Genomic DNA, 17,144 nt, shown 5'->3' with positions numbered 1-17,144 from the left:
GGGGCGGCGGGCGCGGCGTACGCGGGGGTGGCGGAGGCGGCGGCTCCCGCGCCGACCACCAGCGCGCCGAGCGCGCCCGCCCGCAGCGCCCCGCGCCGCGACAGTTGCTCGGCCAGGATGTCGCCGAAGTAGGCGTTGCCGCTGGCGTTCGGCACCGGGTGGTCACAGGCGTTGCCGCAACGGTACTTGCACGTCAGCGCGTCGCGTCCGCCGTGGCGCGGGACCGACAGCAGCGGAAGGGCGCGCCTGACCTGGCGTTCTGCCACGAATCCTCCTAGATGAACCGATTCGCGGAAACGCTAGGGAGCCCAGGGATGCGTTCGGCCAACGCCAGGTGAACGGAAGGGGCAGAAACGGCAAAAGCCCCTGGTGAAGCCGGGAGAGGTCCACCAGGGGCCGCGCGCCGGGGCCGGTCTAGTAGACCGAGATGTGGACGTGGTCGTAGTGGTTCGCGGTCACGCCGCCGCGGTTGCTCATGGAGCGCCAGCCGGGGCTGTGCATCGAGTAGATGCGCTGCCGCCAGATCACGTAGTTGATGCCGAGCCTGCGGCCGTGGGCGATGGCGTAGGCGGCGGCGCGGTCGCCGAGTGCCTGGGCCGCGCCGGTCGCCATCTGGCCGCCGGTGGTCACCATGAAGTCGCAGGCCATGCCGCGGGCGTGGTCCTGGGGGTCGCCGGTGGTGCGCACGCAGCCGATCTGCGGGAACGGCCCGGTCTCCCGGTCGAGCTCGTCCTTGACCTGCTTCATGCGCGGGGTGATGCCGCCCAGGCCGAAGGCCGGCGACTGCGGCTTGAACTTCTTCATCAGGGACTGGATGCGCCTCTTCTGCGACCGCAGGTCCGCGATCTCCTTCTCCAGCTCCTGGATCTTCCTGTCGGCCTCCTGCTTGGCCTTCTCCTGGTCGAGGACGAGCTGCTGGATCTGCTGGACCTTGGCCGACTTGTTCTGCGCCAGGTGCGTGGACAGGCTCATGGCGGCCAGCACGTTGGAGGGGTCGCCGGAGGTGAGGACCTGGATGGTCGGGTCGCCGCCGCCGGTCATGTACTGGTTGGCGGCCAGCTCGGCGACCAGGTTCCGGGACGCGTCCAGCTCGGCGCGCAGGTCCTTGGCCCGCTGGATCGCCCGGTTGGCGTCGAACTGCACGTCCCGCAGCTTGGCCAGGTCGCCGCCGAGCGACCTCTCCAGCTGGTCGACCTGCTTGTTGAGCTGCCGGAAGCGGGCGTTGTCACCCGGCTCGGCCACCGCCGGCGGGGCGGCCGCGGTGGCACCGGCCAGCATCGGCACGGCTCCGGCGAGGGCCGCGAGGGCCAAGGCGGCGCGCCGACCGGGCCGACCCGTGCGCCGGCCGGTATGCGGGCCGGTGGAGATGGGGGTCTCCACGTCGTCTCCTCTCCTCGGTCGCCTACCGGGTTAGCTGACGGGTTCGGGCGCGGAGGCCGCCCTGTCACCGCCCGGGCGGTGAGTTCACCCCGGCCGGGGACGGCCCGCGTCGTCCGCGGTCCGTCCCCGGCGAATGGGTCCCCGGCTCCCGGGCATGGGCCTCGGGACTCGGCTCGATCCGGTCGGCCCGCCCCGGCGCTCCGGGAGACGCGACCGACCGAAAGTCAACGAACGGCAACGAGACATCCGTCGCCTCGCCAAGATTAAACCCCGGTGACCGATGGGGAGGCCCGGATGCCCGCGAGCCCGGCTCCCTGGTGGGAGCCGGGCCATCTTACGTGAGCGGACTCACAGATTGCTCTTGTAGAGCAGCCTGTTGGGAGTGCCGCGCGGGATTCGCCCGAGAGCGTTCGGGGTGGAGTTGCCGATGATCCACTTGAACACCGTGTCGGACGAGGCGGTCTTGCGGGTGCTCAGGTACAGCGCGGCGACCCCGGCGGCGTGCGGGGAGGCCATCGACGTGCCGGTGTCGCCGCCGCGGCGGCCGTTCGGGAGCGTCGAGTACACGCCGTAGCCGGGCGCGAAGACGTCCACGCAGCCGCCGTGGTCGGAGAAAGTGGCGCGGTTGTCGTACTTGGTGGACGCGCCGACCGCCATCACCCGGCTCGCCGAGGCGGGCGAGGACTGGCAGGCGTCGTTGCCCTCGTTGCCCGCCGCGACCGAGACGAACACGCCGGCCTTGGCCAGGTTGTCGGCGGCCTTGTTCAGGGCGGGGGAGACCGCCTCGACGCCGAGCGACATGTTGGCGACGGCGGGCTTGACGGCGTTCTGGCGGACCCAGTTGAGCCCGGCGATGACGTCGGACAGCTCGCCGTTGCCCTCGCAGTCGAGCACCTTGACCGCGCGGAGCTGGACGCCCTTGGCGACGCCGTAGGTCTTGGACCCGATGGTGCCCGCCACGTGGGTGCCGTGGGACATGCAGCTCGGCGGCTCGTCCTTGAGGGCCGGGGCGGTCCAGGCGGCCTTGGCGCGCCCGCCGAAGTCGGGGTGGCGGACGTCGATGCCGTCGTCGATGACGTAGGCGGTGACCCCCTTGCCGGTGGACCGGTAGGTGTAGGTCTTGGACAGCTTCTCGCCGCGCTGGTCGATGCGGTCCAGGCCCCACGGCAGCGGGGCCTTCTGGGTGGTGAGCGCCTTGACCACGCGGTCGGGCTCGATCGCCTCGACGCGGCGGTCGTTGCGGAGCGCGTTCAGCTGCCCGGCGTCCAGCTTGGCGGCGAAGCCGTTGAGCGCGCCGCTCAGCTTCTCGATCCGGGGCTTGGCGCGCGACGCCGACCGGACCTGCCCGATGGGGCCGTCCAGGGACGCGCCGTCCTTCACCGTGACGATGTACTTGCCGGGGATCTCCGGGCTGTTCCCCGCGGCGGTCGTCTGGACCGGGACGGGGTCGCTGTCGGGCGCGGCCAGCACGGGCACCGTGGCGACCGCTCCGACGGCGGTGGCGACGGCGCCGACGAGCAGCGCCCTTCGGGGAGCAACGCGCAAAGGGGGGTCTCCTTCAGTCGCGCGGGCCCGCCCGGCGGGCGTCCCGCAGCAGAGATCGAAGAACTCGCTGGAGGCACCTTAATGGATCTATTGCGGGCTTAACCGGCGGGTTTCGCTTAATGACCGCAAAACGGACCCAAGGCGGCGGGGTGTGACGTGACCGAACTCACACGGAGCCGGCGGGGACGGAGGGGAGGGATCAGGTCTTGCGGAGCGTCGCCGCGTACCCCCGGGCGCTGCCGGGCTTGCTCCACTCGTAGCGCAGCGACCCGTCGCCGTTGCGGGTGACCCGGATGTTGCCCGCCGAGCACGGCTTGGCGATGTCCAGGGTCATCTGGAGGCTGCTGCCGGTCCCCCTGGCCAGCGTCAGCGTCCCGTTGCACCCCTCCTTGGGGTACACCGCGCGGGCCGTGGTGCCGCCCGCCTCGAACGTCACCTCCACCGGGAACGACACCCCGCTGGCGGTGTTGGTCGCGGTGCCCTTCCAGGTGCCGCCGAACGCCCCCGGGATCGTCCGGACCGCCTGCGCGTCGGAACCGTTCGAGGGACCGGGGCCTTCCGGGTCGTCCTCGCGCAGCTGCGGCCACAGCACCAGCGCGATGATCGCGACACCGACCAGCACGCCGATGGTCAGCGACAGCGCGACGCCCAGCACGTGGTTGTGGGTGCCCCGGCGCAGCTTCGGCAGGGTCAACACCGCCGTGCCCTCGCGCCGGCCCGGCTCGACGGGGTCCAGGCCGGGGATCAGGTCCGGCGGGGACGCCTCGAACATCGCCGTGGCCTGCGCGTCGGCCGGATCTCCGGCGACGGCGGGCAGGGCCTGCGTCGCGCCGTCGTCCTGGACCGGGTTGTCCCGGCGGGTGACGGCGGCGCCCTCCGGCGACCCGTCCTCCCGGGCGGGGGCCCCGCCCAGCGCCGCGTACGGGGCCGTGAGCGCCGGAACGGGGCTGGCGGTCGGCTCGGTGGCCTTCGTGAGCGGCACCCGAACGGGCTCGGGGGCCTCCACCGGCCCGCGGGCGGGGGCCGGGGCGGGAGGGAACGCCGCCTCCGGCTCGCGAGGCGGCGCGGCCTCCCGGACAGGGGCCGGTTCGCGGACAGGGGCTGGTTCGCGGGCGGGGGCCGGTTCGCGGGCGGGCACGGTGCCGGTGGCCAGCGCGCGGCCCTCCGCCACCATCTCGGCGGGCATCCGCCCGGCGAGGGACTCGTCCTCGGCCAGCAGGCGCTCCAGCAGGGCCGCCGAGGTGGGCCGGTCGGCGGGGTCCTTGGCCAGCGCGTCGGAGACGACCTCGCGGAGCGAGTCGGGCAGCTCCGCCAGGTCGGGATCGTCGTAGACGATGCGCTGCATCACCTCCGCCGGGGAGTCGTCGCCGAACGGCGGCGCGCCCGTCGCCGCGAACAGCAGCGTCGCCGCCCACGCGAACACGTCGGCCGCCGGGCCGATCCCGATCCCGCTGAGCTGCTCGGGGGCCTGGTAGGCGGGGTCCTCCACCACCCGTCCGGCCGGGAAGGCGTTCACCGCCTCCAGCGCCCGCGTCACGCCGAAGTCGCACACGCGGGGCCCGTCCGGGCCCAGCAGCACGTTGCCGGGCTTGAAGTCCAGGTGCAGCGCGCCCGCCCGGTGCACGGCGGCCAGCGCGACCGCCGTGCCCACGGCGATCCGCTCCACGACGGCCCCGCCGCGCGGTCCCTCCTCGGCCACGAGCTGGTGCAGCGAGGGCCCGTCGACCAGCTCGCCGACCACGTAGGGCCGGTCCCGCTCCACGCCCGCGTCCAGCACCGCCGCGCAGCAGAACCCGGAGATCTTGCGGGCCGGGGCCAGCGCCGCGGTGAACCGGGAGCGCGCCACCGGCTCGCCGCTCAGCCGCACGTGCAGCAGCTTCACCGCGACGGGACGTCCGTCCGGGCCACCGCCGAGGAACACCGCGCCGTGCTCGCCCACTCCGAGCCGTCCGGTGATGTCGTACTCGCCGAGCCGTCGCGGGTCGCCGGGCTGCAACGGCAGCGCCCCGGCGGTCAGCCCCTCGGCCATCGACAACCTCCGTGTTCTCCTCCGGGGAGACGCGCCCCGAACGCGGTCCCGGATCCTCCCCCCGAACGACGCTCCCCGTGTCGGTACCGCCGGGGGACGACCCCCCCCCGGGTCCCCGGTCGGCTCCGCCGAACGAGGGCCGGTCCCTTTTTACCGCCTCAAAACCCGTTTTGCTGGCGTTCCATGTGTTCGGAGGGCGACCGGGCGCTGCCTGGCCGCGTTCGCCGCCCGGCAACGATAGCTTTCGGATGATGTCGCGAACACCGCTCACCCGTGCCGTGCTGGACGAGCAGCGCGCCGCCCTCGGCCTGCCGCCCCACCAGGGCTCCGACGAGCCCGCCGACCTGCGCCGGGCCGCCCTCGAAACCGTCCTGACCGCCTACGACACCGGCGCCGAGCCCGCCCGCCCGCTGCTGCGCGGCGCGGTGCGGCACCTGCTGGACCGGCTCGCCGAGGACGCGCCGGGGCGTTCGGTCGAGGTCCGGGTCCCGCCGTACGCCGCCGTGCAGTGCGTCGAGGGGACGCACCACACCCGGGGGACCCCGCCGAACGTGGTCGAGACCGACGCCGCGACCTGGATCGCGCTCGCCACCGGCCGTCTGGGCTGGGACGAGGCGGTCAGGTCCGGCCGGGTCCGGGCGAGCGGCCGGCGCGCGGACCTGACGGCCCACCTGCCGCTGCGGGCGTGGTGACCCGGCTGCTGGCAAGCCGCCTGATTCCGGGCTTTCATTGGTGGTTGTCCCCTGGTGCCGTGGGCAGGGGGTACCGGGGACGGTGATCGGGTCCCGGAGGTGAGGCCATGCTCGTCGGGCACTGGACGTTCGATATCGAGACCATCGACGGCCGCCGGGTCGCCGACGCCGCGGGCGGGCCGCCCGCCGCCCTGGACGCGGACGTGGAGATCGTTCCCGGCCGGGACGGGCAGGCCCTCGCCTTCGGCGGCGGCGGCGGCCGGGCCGTGATCCCCGCCACACCGCAGCTGGCGCTCAGCCAGGTGTTCGGGTTCACGGTGGCGTTCTGGGCGAACGTGACCGGCGGGCCCACCGGCGAGTGGCGCGGGCTGTGCTTCAAGCAGGTCGCCGCCCACGACGCGCGCGGCATCGGGCTGTGGCTCTACCCGGACGCGATGCGGCTGCGGGTCCAGCTGTTCACGGTCAAGGGACCCGAGTACATCGACAGCCGCCGCACCCTCCCGCTGGAGGAGTGGGCGCACGTGGCGTTCGTCGTGGACACCGACGGCATGTTCCTGTACGTGGACGGCCGGATGGACGTGGCCATCCCGCTGGAGCACGCCGTCGTCACGCCGGGCGGGCCGTTCACCCTGGGGGGCGAGCCCGGAAAGCCCGGCTTCACGGGCCTGCTGGAGGACTTCCGCGTCTACGCGCAGGCGCTCGACGAGAAGGACGTGCGCGCCCTCGCCGCGCCCTGATCCCGACCGTGTTCCGCGTCACTCCACGGTCGAGCCCGTGGTCGAGCCCGTGGTCGAGGAGGTCTGGGCGAACGGGAACTTCTGGTCGATGCACCGCTCCCGCGCCGAATGGTCGGGGTAGCGCGCCTCGTCGCCGCACTCGGCCGCCCTCGTCAGCAGGAAGGCCAGGAAGCCGCCGCCCAGCACCAGCGCCGCCAGCGACACCGCCACGCCGCCGGCCGCGAGCGACCGCGCCGACGTGCCGCGCGCCAGCGCGACCGCGCCCAGCACCAGCCCCACCAGCGCGGGGACCAGCCCCGCGAAGCACAGCGCCAGCCCCGCCAGCCCGACGATCCCGAGCACCAGCGAGGACTTCGCCATCCCGGCCCGCTCGGGTGCGGACGGCGGTGCGTACGTCCGGTATCCCGGCATCGTCATGAGCTCTCCTCCCTGTCCACGACCAGCGTCGCGTCACCATGGGCATGCCCGTCGTCGCCGGAGGTAAAGGTCGGTTAATGAGATCTGCCGATCGGAGCAGGTGAGAGGGGCGTTTAGACTGGCTGGCGTGCCTCTCGGTGACGGACGTCTGAGCCACGACCTGGATCCCTCCGACCGCGCCCCGCAGGACGCCTGCGGGGTCTTCGGAGTCTGGGTCCCCCCGACCGAATCCGCGCGGGCGGAGGTGAGCAAGCTCGCCTACTACGGCCTGTACGCGCTGCAGCACCGGGGACAGGAGTCCGCCGGGATCGCGGTCAGCGACGGGTCGCGCATCGTCGTCTTCAAGGACATGGGGCTGGTGGCCCAGGTCTTCGACGAGTCGGTGCTGAACACCCTGCGCGGCCACATCGCGGTGGGCCACTGCCGCTACTCCACCACCGGTTCCCCGACCTGGGAGAACGCCCAGCCGACGTTCCGGTCCACCGGGCACGGCGGGCTGGCCCTCACCCACAACGGCAACCTGATCAACACCCCGGAGCTGGCGGCCCGCCTGGACTCCGCCGAGCTGACCGCCACCACCGACACCGAGGTCCTCACGGCGCTGCTGGCGACCCGCGAGGGCGGGGCGATGAAGGCGGCCCACGAGATCCTGCCGGTGACGCGGGGCGCGTTCTCCCTGGTGTTCATGGACGAGCACACCCTGTACGCCGCCCGCGACCCCGAGGGCATCCGCCCGCTGGTCCTCGGCCAGTGGGAGGACTGCGGCTGGGTCGTCGCCTCCGAGACCGCCGCGCTGGACATCGTCGGGGCGCGGTTCGTCCGCGAGGTCGAGCCCGGCGAGCTGATCGCGATCGACGGCGACGGCGTGCGGTCCGAGCGCTTCGCCGAGGCCCGCCCCAAGGGCTGCCTGTTCGAGTACGTGTACCTGGCCCGCCCCGACACCACCATCGCCGGGCGCAGCGTCCAGGCGACCCGCGTCGAGGTCGGCCGCCGCCTGGCCATGGAGCACCCGGTCGAGGCCGACATGGTCATCCCGACGCCCGAGTCCGGCACCCCCGCCGCGATCGGCTACGCCGAGGCGTCCGGGATCCCCTACGGGCAGGGCCTGGTCAAGAACTCCTACGTCGGCCGGACGTTCATCCAGCCGTCCCAGACCATCCGCCAGCTCGGCATCCGCCTCAAGCTCAACCCGCTGCGCGAGGCCATCGAGGGCAAGCGGCTGGTCGTGGTGGACGACTCGATCGTGCGCGGCAACACCCAGCGCCAGGTCGTGGCGCTGCTGCGCGAGGCCGGGGCCGCCGAGGTCCACGTGCGGATCTCCAGCCCGCCGGTCGCCTGGCCCTGCTTCTACGGCATCGACTTCGCCTCCCGTGCCGAACTGATCGCCGGGAACTGCGACGTCGAGGGCATCCGCGACTCCATCGGGGCCGACTCGCTGGGCTTCATCTCCCTGGACGAGCTGATCGCCGCCTCGCGGATCGACAAGGACCGGCTGTGCCGGGCCTGCTTCGACGGCGTCTACCCGATCGAGGTCGCGGAGAGCGCCCGCGGCAAGCACGTGCTGGAGCCGACCCGTTCCTGACCTTGGAACGGTCGATCAACCCCGGGGGGACCGGACAGACATGAGCACCTCCTACGAGGCCGCCGGAGTGGACATCGCGGCCGGCGAGCGCGCCGTGGAGCTGATGAAGGCGCGCGTGGCGAGGTCCCGCCGCCCCGAGGTGGTGGACGACGCCTCGGGCTTCGCGGGCCTGTTCGACGCCTCGGCGTTCCTGAAGTACCGGCGTCCCCTGCTGGCGACCTCGACCGACGGCGTCGGCACGAAGGTGGACCTGGCCCGCCGCCTGGGGATCTACGACACCATCGGCCACGACCTGGTCGGCATGGTCATCGACGACCTGGCGGTGTGCGGCGCCGAGCCGCTGTTCATGACCGACTACATCGCCTGCGGCAAGGTGGTCCCGGAGCGGATCGCCGACATCGTGGGCGGCATCGCCGAGGCGTGCGCCCTGGCCGGGGCGGCCCTGGTGGGCGGCGAGACCGCCGAGCACCCGGGCCTGCTGGGCGAGGACGAGTTCGACGTCGCGGGCGCGGGCACCGGCGTGGTGGAGGCCGACGAGCTCCTCGGCCCCGACCGCGTCCGCCCCGGCGACGTGGTCCTCGCCATGGCCTCCTCGGGCATCCACTCCAACGGCTACTCCCTGGTCCGCCACATCCTGCGGACCACGGACCTGACCCTGGAGTCCACCCCGGCGGACCTGACGAGGACCCTGGGCGAGGAGCTGCTGACCCCGACCCGGATCTACGCGCGGGACTGCCTGGAGCTGACCCGCGCGGGCGGGGTCCGGGCGTTCGCCCACATCACCGGCGGCGGCCTGGCGGCGAACCTGGCGCGTTCGCTGCCGGAGACCGTGGACGCGGTGCTGCGGCGCGGCTCCTGGGAGGTCCCGCCGCTGTTCCGCGTCCTCCAGGAGGCGGCGGACGTCCCGCAGGGCGAGATGGACAAGACGTTCAACCTGGGCGTGGGCATGGCCGCGATCGTGGCCCCGGAGGCCGCCGACCGGGCCCTGGCCCTGCTGGCCGAACGCGGCGTCCCCGCCTGGGTCCTCGGCGAGACCACCGAGGGCACCGGCACCGCGACCCTCGTCTGACCCGGGGTCCGGGCCCGCGGAACCGGGATCACAGGGCGGGGCTGGCGGCCGTGCCGTCGTGGGCGCACTCGCCCGGCGGCAGCCAGATCCAGCCCCGGGTCCGGGTCTCCTTGTTCGTGATCTCCACCGGGCGGTAGCGGTCCAGCAGCGAGAAGCCGTACTCGCCGCCCACCTCCGAGTACAGCCGGTCTGAAACGATCATGCACAGATCGGCGGCCGACGCTGCGGCGGCGGCGCGCAACGGCGCCGAGTCCAGCAGCCGGAACAGGTGGTTCACGGCCTCGCTGACGACCCCGTGGTCGTCGCGCTGGACGAAGCCCGCGTGGACCGCCAGCCGCAGCCGCATGCGCGCGGCGTCGCTGGCCATGCGGTTGCCGTGCCGCAGGACCGCGTGGAGGTGGTGCGCGAGCGGGTCCAGCAGCAGGGGGAACGGCACCCGGGGCGGCAGGACGACCAGGACGCCGTCGCCCCGGTCCTCGCGGTGCGACGGCTCCCATGGCAGCCGGGTCATGGCGAAGACCTCGCGCAGGTGCGCGTAGAGCCGCTCGCGCAGGTGGCGCCGGATGCCGTCGTCCCGCCCGCGGTCGCCGAACGCGACGATGTCCACGGCGAGCACCGAGGTGTAGACCCTGTCCTGGACCGTGGGGAAGGCGGGGGAGGCCACCGGGGAGGCCGCGTTCGGGACCGGTCGCGGCGGGGCCTGCTGGTCAAGGGGCTGCATACTCATGTCGTCATGGCGCCTTTCCTGGCGTTAGGAACTACGACATTTCCCCCCGTCATTGATTATGGGGCCCGTTCGAGAGCGCCCATGTCCGCTGCTGATTGCCCGGCAGAAATCTGCCAGCCGCAGAATGGCACGGTCCCTTTCTGCGCATACCACCCGGGAAAGCGGCAGTCGGACACCACGCGCCCTGCCTGCTGGCCGGAGGGCACCTGTCAGAGTGGCAGCGGTCGCGGTACGCCGTGCCATCAGAGGGACGGCGGGAGATCCGGGTGCCCCCGGAAGCGGCGCGGGTGCATTCCGCGAGGCCGCCGATGTCCACCGGGACATCGGTGAGTTGTCGGATGGCTGATCGGACAGTTGCCACTTGGCAGAGCGCAAGGTCGCTGTTTTACTCAGATTGACTCGACGGGTGGCCGACGCCGGAGTCCGCCCCCCCGAGACGGGAGACAGGCCCGGTCTCACCCGCCGAACAAGGGGATGGCATGACGAGTGCTTTCGAACCCGGACCGGTGGTGCAGCGCGCGATCCTCATCAGCGAACTGCAACGGCTCCGCCTCGAACGCGGCGAGACCCAGGACCAGGTGGCGGCGGCCCTGGACTGGTCGACCTCCAAGCTCATCCGCATCGAGGGCGGCACGGTCGGGGTGTCCACCACCGACCTGCACGCGCTGCTGCGGCACTACGGCATCCCCGAGGAGGAGCCGGAGGTCGCGGTCCTCACCAAGCTCGCGCGCGACGCCCGCAAGCGCGGCTGGTGGTCCCTCTACAAGAGCGAGCTGTCACCGGCGTACCAGCAGTACATCGGCTACGAGTCCGGCGCGCTGGTCATCCGCAGCTTCCAGCCGATGGTGGTCCCCGGGCTGCTGCAGACCGAGGACTACGCCAACGCCCTGACCGTCGAGTTCGTGGAGTCGCGTTCCTACCGGGACGTGGTGGTCGAGGTGCGGATGCGCCGCCAGGAGGAGATCTTCAGCCGGGCCGAGCCACCGGAGCTGAAGGTGGTGATCGACGAGGCCGTGCTGCGCCGCCGGGTCGGCGGCCAGGTCGACCCCGGGATCATGCCCCGGCAGCTGCGGCACATGCTGCAGATGCTGGAGCACCCCTATGTGACGATCGAGGTGATCCCGTTCTCGGCCGGGGCGCACTTCGGGATGATGGGCGAGTTCACGATCCTGGAGTTCCACGACCCCCGGCTCAACGACGTGCTGTTCCAGGAGAACGTCGGCCGGTCGGCCCTCACCGTGATGGATCGTGACACGCGCATCACCGACTACCGGGCGGCGTTCGAGAACCTCCGCCAGATCACGGTCTCGCCGGAGGACACACCGGCGTTCATCGAGGACATCATCGTCTCGATGGAGCGCCCCGCGGCGTAGGGCGGCTCAGCCGCGCTCGCGGATCGCGTTCCGCAGCGCCGCCCAGGAGGCGGCGGGAACGGGGACGACGGGTCCCTCGACGTCCGTGGAGTCGCGGACGAAGCACGTGGCGTCGAAGGCCGTGACCTCGACGCACTCGGAGTCGACGCTGGCCGACGACTTCAGCCAGCGCACGACCTGCGTCCGCTCGCCCAGACGCAGGAACCCGATTCTGCCGAACGCCCTAGCCGGCGGCTGAGTTGTCACCTGTCATCCCCCGTACCACTCCGCCATGCGGTTGTGGAGCCCAGATTACGTCCGAGAACCAAGCTGCTTACGTTCGGTGATATTAGCACTACGGAAAGTAGTGGAATCCGCAGGGGCTCGTACCCTGGGGCGCCCGGTGCGCACGGGGAAGGAGACACATCTCGCACCTTAGGGGGTTTGGCGCCCCCGCGACACGGGAACAAAAGATCTTCTGCGCGATCCGGACGAATCGCCGTGACGTCGAACTCCGCGCGGCGCTTGATCGTCTGAACGGTTGTGATCAGTACTGCGGGGCGGTGGAGGGGCGTGGCCGGACGGCTCCGGCGGAACGCCGGGGTGCTGGCCGTGACCGGAGGGCTCGGGCTGTACGCCGTGCTCGCCCCCACCGGATGGGCCTACGCGCGGACCGCCGAGTACCGCTTCTCCGCCGACCGGGTCCCGCCGACGCCCGTCGCGCTCGTCCTCGGGGCCGGGATCTGGGGCGACGGCACCCCCTCGATCCTGCTCGCGCGGCGCCTGGACCTGGCCGCCGACCTGTACCGGCGCGGCAAGGTCAGGGTGCTCCTCGTCTCCGGGGACAACCGCTTCAAGGGGTACGACGAGCCCACGGTGATGCGCGACTACCTCGTGCGCGCGGGCGTGCCCGAGCGGAGGATCGTCCGGGACTTCGCGGGGCTGGACACCTGGGACTCCTGCGCCCGCGCCAAACGGATCTTCCAGGTGGAACGGCTGACGATCGTCACGCAGGAGTTCCACCTGCCGCGCGCCGTGGCGCTGTGCCGCGCCGCCGGGCTCGACGCCTACGGCGTCGGCGACGACAGCATGGCCGGACGCAGGGACGCCACGGTCAGCGGCTACCTGCGGGAGCCGCTCGCCATGATCAAGGCCGTCGGCAGCCTGGTGAGCAGGCCCGACCCCGCGCTGCTCGGCGACACCGAGAACGGGGTGCGCGACGCCCTGGCCGGGTGAACCCGGCAAACAAACGCCACTGCCCGAGACCTGCGGTCACGGGCAGTGGCGGAACGTCCGAATATCAGCGACCGGTGGAGTCGCGATCGTCCTTGCCGTAGTCGTCCGCGTAGTCGGCGTACTTCTCGGCGAGTTCGTCGTACTCGTAGTCGTCCCTGGGGGCGGGGGAGTCGGACACCCCCAGCTCGCTCTTCAGGCGGTCGAGGTCCGTGCCGCCGCTGTTGTATTTGAGCTGGCGGGCAACCTTTACCTGCTTGGCCTTGGCTCGGCCGCGACCCATTGGCTCGACCCCCTCGATGGTCAGGGCTTTAGTGGGCCCATCAACGCGCGCGTGTACCACACGAACCGGTGCCTGATGAGCCATGCGTCAGTCACGAGTACAACCGTACCCGTTTTGCGCCCGGCTCGGTACATCGTCGGTACGTGGCGGCGGCGATCGTTGCGGAGAACCCCAGTGTATAGGTTGATTGCGCGTTCACAGACTCAGGGCGACACGGACGCCCGCGCCCGGGGCGAACCCGGGCACGGGCGTGGGGATTCCGCGGGCGGCGCCGCGTGGTCCCGCCGGAGTCGCAGGTCAGAGCAGGATGCCCCGCAGGCGGCCGATCTCGGACATCCTGCGCTCGGCGAGCCGGTCGGCCGCCACCGCCGGGGGGACGCCCTCGTCGGCGGCCAGTTCGAAGATCTTCTTGGTGGTGTCGAAGATCCCGGTGGCGCGCGCCTTGGCCCGGTCGAAGTCGAAGCCGTCGATCTCGTCGGCGACCTGGATCACACCGCCGGCGTTGACGACGTAGTCGGGGGCGTACAGCACGCCGCGGTCGGCGAGCTGCTTCTCGATCCCGGTGTGGGCGAGCTGGTTGTTGGCCGCGCCGCAGACGATCTTGGCGGTGAGGACCGGGACGGTGTCGTCGTTCAGCGACCCGCCCAGCGCGCAGGGGGCGTAGACGTCCAGGTCCGCGTGGACCATGGCGTCCTGGTCGGCGACCACGTCGATCTCGGGGTGGCGGGCCCGCAGGCGCTCGACGGCCGACTCGTTGACGTCGCACACCACGACCTCGGCGCCGTCCTCGCGCAGGTGCTCGACCAGCCGGTGCCCGACCTTGCCGACGCCCTCCACGCCCACGCGCCTGCCGCGCAGGCTGGGGGAGCCCCACACGTGCTCGGCGGCGGCGCGCATGCCCTGGTAGGTGCCGAACGCCGTCAGGATCGAGGAGTCGCCCGCCCCGCCGTGCGCGACGGTGCGGCCGGTCACGAAGCGCGACTCGCGCGCCACGACGTCCATGTCCTCGCTGAAGGTGCCCACGTCGCAGGCGGTGTAGTAGCGGCCGTTCAGCGACTGCACGAACCGCCCGTAGGCCCGCAGCAGCGCCTCGGACTTGTCGGTCGCCGGATCACCGATGATCACGGCCTTGCCGCCGCCCAGGTCCAGCCCGGCCAGGGCGTTCTTGTAGGCCATCCCGCGCGACAGGTTCAGCACGTCGGCGAGCGCCTCCTCCTCCGACCCGTAGGGGTAGAAGCGGGTGCCGCCCAGCGCGGGGCCGAGCGCGGTGGAGTAGATGGCGATGATGGCGCGCAGGCCGCTGGCCTCGTCCTGGCAGAAGACGACCTGCTCGTGTCGGGGTTCTGTGCCCTTGTGGAGCGACCCGAAGACATTAGGCACGGTAGTGCCCTCCTCTCTGTCTCTAAGATCAGCCTAGGGGTGGCACAGGTCACCTTGCCCGGTTTGGGGTGCTTTCGTTTCCGGATCGTGTGCCGGACTGTCCCGGAGGTAACACCGGGATCTCGGAGGCGGCGAAGCGTGCCGCGTTTCGGACGGCCTCATGCCACGATGCGGGAGTGCTTCCGTACGCGGCGTACCTACGGGTATATGAGCCGGTGACCGCCTTCCCGGAACCGGCGCGGACGTTGTGGACGGCCTACGCCGACTCCCGGCGGCGTCCCCGCCGCGTGCACGCGTTGCGGGCCGAGCAGCGCGAGGCGCTCGGACGCCTGGCCGCGCGCCCGCCGCGGCCCGCCCCCGAACGCGAGAGCGAGCACGCCTACGTGCGGCGTTCCGACGACATGATCTACGTGTGCCCGTGGGAGACGCGGCTGCGGTCGTGGCGGGCGTTCGCCGGGTTCCGGGAGCGGACGCCGGAGTCGCTGGCGGCCCGGTTCGTGCCACCGCTGGTGACCGCCCGTGTCGAGGAGGAGTTCGAGCGCTGGAAGCGGTCGGGCCGGAACCTGGACCCGCACATCCAGTGCAGCACCTGGCACGTTCCGATCGCGTGGTTCGTCCCGTTCGCGGCGGCGGAGCGGTGCCTGGTGCTGGGCGGCGCGCCGGGCGCGACACCCGGATCCGGGGCCGAATCCGCCGAAGTCTTGCCGGAACACGCAAGTCGTGGCCCGGCAACGGCCGTTCCGGCGCGTACTCTCATCTACGTCACCTCCATGCCCGAGGCGCGCCGTCGGGTCGCCGCCGCGCTGCCGGTCGTGCGCGACGGCCTCGGGGAGGGGACCGACCAGGTCGCGCCACCGCTGGCCGCCGGGCATCTGGAGACGCTCGGCCGCTGGCTCGCGGGTTTCCATCCGCACGCGCTGGTCGAACTCGACTACGGCGGGCTGGTCCACCTGCTGGACGACGACGCGCTGCGGTCCGACGAGTCGGTGGCCGAGATCGGCGTCGCGCTGGCCGCGATGGCCCGCGGCGAGGTCGAGCTGACCGTCGCGATGTACAAGCGGCTGCTGGCCCGCTGGCGCCCCGTGCGGGCGCTGGAATCCGCGAACTGAACAAATTTCCTGAATCCCTGCGCGATACGACGATACGTGTCGCTAGAATCACTCAGCGTGACCCGGTGACCACTCTTCGCAGGGCGGGAGCACCGTCACCCGCCCCCGTGGATGGGTGACAACAGAGCAAAGGTACTTGCTTGTTGCGATGAGTGGTGGCAAGGTTACACGTTGTGATGTCATAGTGGCTCTTTCGGGCCATAGGGGACATCAGTGACCGCGCGAGATGAATCGCAGGATCGCTGTCATCGGTCCACGGAGGAGAGGCCGCACACATGTCAGCACGTACGCCAGAGGCCGAGCCCCTGCTGACGCCGGCAGAGGTGGCGACGATGTTCCGCGTCGACCCCAAGACCGTCACGCGGTGGGCGAAGGCGGGAAAGCTCACGTCCATCCGGACGCTGGGGGGACACCGGCGCTACCGCGAGGCTGAGGTGCGGGCGCTGCTGGCGGGTATCCCGCAGCAGCGTTCGGAGTGACGCCTGGGGGCGTCGCACCGGTCGGCGAGCGGCACCACGGGCTCGCCGGACGCGCACCGCGTCAGTAAGGGGGGAGGTCTGGAGGCCCCTGGACAGCCCGCACGAACCGTCCATGTGCGTGCGGTCGTCCCGGCCGGGACGGGCAGAGGTCTCCCGACCAACGGACGAGACCACGATCATCCGAGAATCGCGGTCCCGGACCACTCACCATCAAGAGCGGACGCCCCGTCCGTGGCCACACGCCCGCCGGGCAGGTGGCCACGGACGGGGTTTTCGCGCTTTCCGGCCGACGCGCCGCGGACGGGCCCTACTGCCGCCCCATCTCCTCCTGTGCCAGCCGGTCGAACAGCTCGCCGATGCTCGGGTCGTGGTTGCCCGCCGCGTGCAGCAGGACCACCAGATGGTCCACCAGCAGGCGTTCCAGCAGGTCGCGCTCCAGGTCGCGGTTCTCCAGCCAGTCCAGGCCCGCCGTCTCCACCGACGCCATCCACGAACGCAGCGTGATCCGCAGGACCGGGGGCGGGGCCTCGATCTCCAGGGCGGTGAGGATGCGGCTCAGCAGCAGCTGCCGGATGCCGTCGACGATCTCGCCGACCTCGCCGGAGCGGTCGGCCGGGCCGCCGCGCAGCAGGGCGGTGTAGCCCGCCGCGTGGCTCTCCACGAAGTCGAAGTACCGCTCCAGCGAGATCCGCAGGCGTTCGAGGGGGCTGCCCTCGGTGGGCGGTTCCAGCAGGTCGGAGAGCTGCTTGGCGGCGCTGCCCAGCGCGGCCAGGTACAGCTCGTACTTGCCGCCGAAGTAGTGGTAGACCAGTGCCCGCGACGCGCCCGCCGCGGCGGCGACGTCGTCGATGGAGATGTCCTCCGGCGCCCGCGTGCTGAACAGCTGCAACGCCGCGGCGATCAGTTCCTCGCGGCGCTCGTCGACGCTCAGCCGCCGCCGTCCGCGCTGGCCCGCGCCCGACGGCGCGCCGGAGCGCCCGCCGCGCGCCGGGTTCTTGGCCCGGTCGCCTGTCCTGCCGCCCGCCACTGCACGATCTCCCACCTGGGCAGGGTATCCGAGGGAACGCGGGCCCATCGCGCACGCGCCCGCGCCGGGGCCGCCGGCGGGACCGCCGCGGAGCCCCGGAAAC

Annotated in this window: 17 protein-coding genes, 1 pseudogene and 1 riboswitch; of the genes and pseudogenes, 8 read left to right on the top strand and 10 right to left on the bottom strand. The window is 72.2% G+C overall.

Annotated elements, in window-relative coordinates; genetic code table 11:
* The 4 genes and pseudogenes from AKI01S_RS34190 to AKI01S_RS34175 form a co-directional block, all read right to left on the bottom strand.
* Positions 1–266: pseudogene (locus tag AKI01S_RS34190) on the bottom strand (phosphatase); the annotation flags it as partial.
* Between the two features lie 148 nt (positions 267–414).
* On the bottom strand, positions 415–1,380 hold the full coding sequence (locus tag AKI01S_RS34185) for a VldE C-terminal domain-containing protein (RefSeq protein ID WP_067827189.1): 966 nt from the start codon (positions 1,378–1,380) through the stop codon (positions 415–417).
* A 3-nt stretch (positions 1,381–1,383) separates the two neighbouring features.
* Positions 1,384–1,564: riboswitch (cyclic di-AMP (ydaO/yuaA leader) on the bottom strand.
* Between the two features lie 164 nt (positions 1,565–1,728).
* Entirely contained in the window at positions 1,729–2,925 is a 1,197-nt protein-coding gene (locus AKI01S_RS34180; protein ID WP_067827187.1) for a S8 family peptidase, read from the bottom strand.
* Between the two features lie 199 nt (positions 2,926–3,124).
* A complete protein-coding gene (locus tag AKI01S_RS34175; protein ID WP_067827183.1) occupies positions 3,125–4,954 on the bottom strand; it encodes a serine/threonine-protein kinase in 1,830 nt (609 codons plus the stop codon).
* Positions 4,955–5,205: 251 nt separating this feature from the next.
* Between AKI01S_RS34175 and AKI01S_RS34170 the strand changes: the two genes are divergently transcribed.
* Together AKI01S_RS34170 and AKI01S_RS34165 are read left to right on the top strand one after the other, a co-directional pair.
* On the top strand, positions 5,206–5,646 hold the full coding sequence (locus AKI01S_RS34170) for a sterol carrier family protein (protein WP_067827208.1): 441 nt from the start codon (positions 5,206–5,208) through the stop codon (positions 5,644–5,646).
* 107 nt (positions 5,647–5,753) lie between these two features.
* Complete coding sequence (locus AKI01S_RS34165) at positions 5,754–6,383, top strand: LamG domain-containing protein (protein WP_067827181.1); 630 nt, start codon at positions 5,754–5,756, stop codon at positions 6,381–6,383.
* Positions 6,384–6,401: 18 nt separating this feature from the next.
* On the opposite strand, the gene AKI01S_RS34160 is transcribed toward AKI01S_RS34165, so the two are convergent.
* Positions 6,402–6,800 (bottom strand): hypothetical protein, encoded by a 399-nt coding sequence (locus tag AKI01S_RS34160; RefSeq protein ID WP_067827178.1) that lies wholly within the window; start codon positions 6,798–6,800, stop codon positions 6,402–6,404.
* 127 nt (positions 6,801–6,927) lie between these two features.
* Here AKI01S_RS34160 and purF point away from each other — a divergent pair, with 127 nt between their 5' ends.
* Complete coding sequence (gene purF / locus AKI01S_RS34155) at positions 6,928–8,382, top strand: amidophosphoribosyltransferase (RefSeq protein ID WP_067827175.1); 1,455 nt, start codon at positions 6,928–6,930, stop codon at positions 8,380–8,382.
* A gap of 40 nt (positions 8,383–8,422) precedes the next feature.
* Positions 8,423–9,451: a phosphoribosylformylglycinamidine cyclo-ligase gene (gene purM / locus AKI01S_RS34150; protein ID WP_067827173.1), complete on the top strand. Its 1,029-nt coding sequence runs from the start codon at positions 8,423–8,425 to the stop codon at positions 9,449–9,451.
* Positions 9,452–9,479: 28 nt separating this feature from the next.
* Here the strand turns inward: purM and AKI01S_RS34145 are convergent, their stop codons facing one another.
* A complete protein-coding gene (locus tag AKI01S_RS34145) occupies positions 9,480–10,178 on the bottom strand; it encodes a hypothetical protein (protein ID WP_157420352.1) in 699 nt (232 codons plus the stop codon).
* Positions 10,179–10,657: 479 nt separating this feature from the next.
* Here AKI01S_RS34145 and AKI01S_RS34140 point away from each other — a divergent pair, with 479 nt between their 5' ends.
* The gene (locus tag AKI01S_RS34140; protein ID WP_067827166.1) at positions 10,658–11,551 is read left to right on the top strand and encodes a helix-turn-helix domain-containing protein; all 894 of its coding nucleotides are present in this window, start codon (positions 10,658–10,660) and stop codon (positions 11,549–11,551) included.
* A 6-nt stretch (positions 11,552–11,557) separates the two neighbouring features.
* Here AKI01S_RS34140 and AKI01S_RS49670 read toward each other — a convergent pair whose 3' ends face one another.
* Positions 11,558–11,797, bottom strand: coding sequence for a DUF397 domain-containing protein (locus AKI01S_RS49670; RefSeq protein WP_084000529.1), 240 nt, complete (start codon positions 11,795–11,797; stop codon positions 11,558–11,560).
* A 306-nt stretch (positions 11,798–12,103) separates the two neighbouring features.
* Between AKI01S_RS49670 and AKI01S_RS34135 the strand changes: the two genes are divergently transcribed.
* Positions 12,104–12,766: a SanA/YdcF family protein gene (locus tag AKI01S_RS34135; protein WP_218009925.1), complete on the top strand. Its 663-nt coding sequence runs from the start codon at positions 12,104–12,106 to the stop codon at positions 12,764–12,766.
* A gap of 64 nt (positions 12,767–12,830) precedes the next feature.
* On the opposite strand, the gene AKI01S_RS34130 is transcribed toward AKI01S_RS34135, so the two are convergent.
* Both AKI01S_RS34130 and AKI01S_RS34125 read right to left on the bottom strand, forming a co-directional pair.
* Positions 12,831–13,046, bottom strand: coding sequence for a DUF3073 domain-containing protein (locus tag AKI01S_RS34130; RefSeq protein WP_067827162.1), 216 nt, complete (start codon positions 13,044–13,046; stop codon positions 12,831–12,833).
* A gap of 297 nt (positions 13,047–13,343) precedes the next feature.
* Positions 13,344–14,426: a Leu/Phe/Val dehydrogenase gene (locus AKI01S_RS34125; protein ID WP_067827158.1), complete on the bottom strand. Its 1,083-nt coding sequence runs from the start codon at positions 14,424–14,426 to the stop codon at positions 13,344–13,346.
* 176 nt (positions 14,427–14,602) lie between these two features.
* On the opposite strand from AKI01S_RS34125, the gene AKI01S_RS34120 reads away from it, so the two are divergent.
* Positions 14,603–15,535: a DUF8083 family protein gene (locus AKI01S_RS34120; RefSeq protein WP_067827155.1), complete on the top strand. Its 933-nt coding sequence runs from the start codon at positions 14,603–14,605 to the stop codon at positions 15,533–15,535.
* Between the two features lie 275 nt (positions 15,536–15,810).
* Positions 15,811–16,014: a developmental transcriptional regulator BldC gene (bldC, locus tag AKI01S_RS34115; RefSeq protein ID WP_012850682.1), complete on the top strand. Its 204-nt coding sequence runs from the start codon at positions 15,811–15,813 to the stop codon at positions 16,012–16,014.
* Positions 16,015–16,321: 307 nt separating this feature from the next.
* Here bldC and AKI01S_RS34110 read toward each other — a convergent pair whose 3' ends face one another.
* Positions 16,322–17,056, bottom strand: coding sequence for a TetR/AcrR family transcriptional regulator (locus tag AKI01S_RS34110; protein WP_067827152.1), 735 nt, complete (start codon positions 17,054–17,056; stop codon positions 16,322–16,324).
* Positions 17,057–17,144 lie beyond the last annotated feature (88 nt).

Source organism: Actinomadura kijaniata NBRC 14229, assembly GCF_001552175.1.
GTDB lineage: Bacteria > Actinomycetota > Actinomycetes > Streptosporangiales > Streptosporangiaceae > Spirillospora > Spirillospora kijaniata.
The sequence above is the reverse complement of the archived record's forward strand: the minus strand, read 5'-3'. Positions and strand labels throughout refer to the sequence as shown.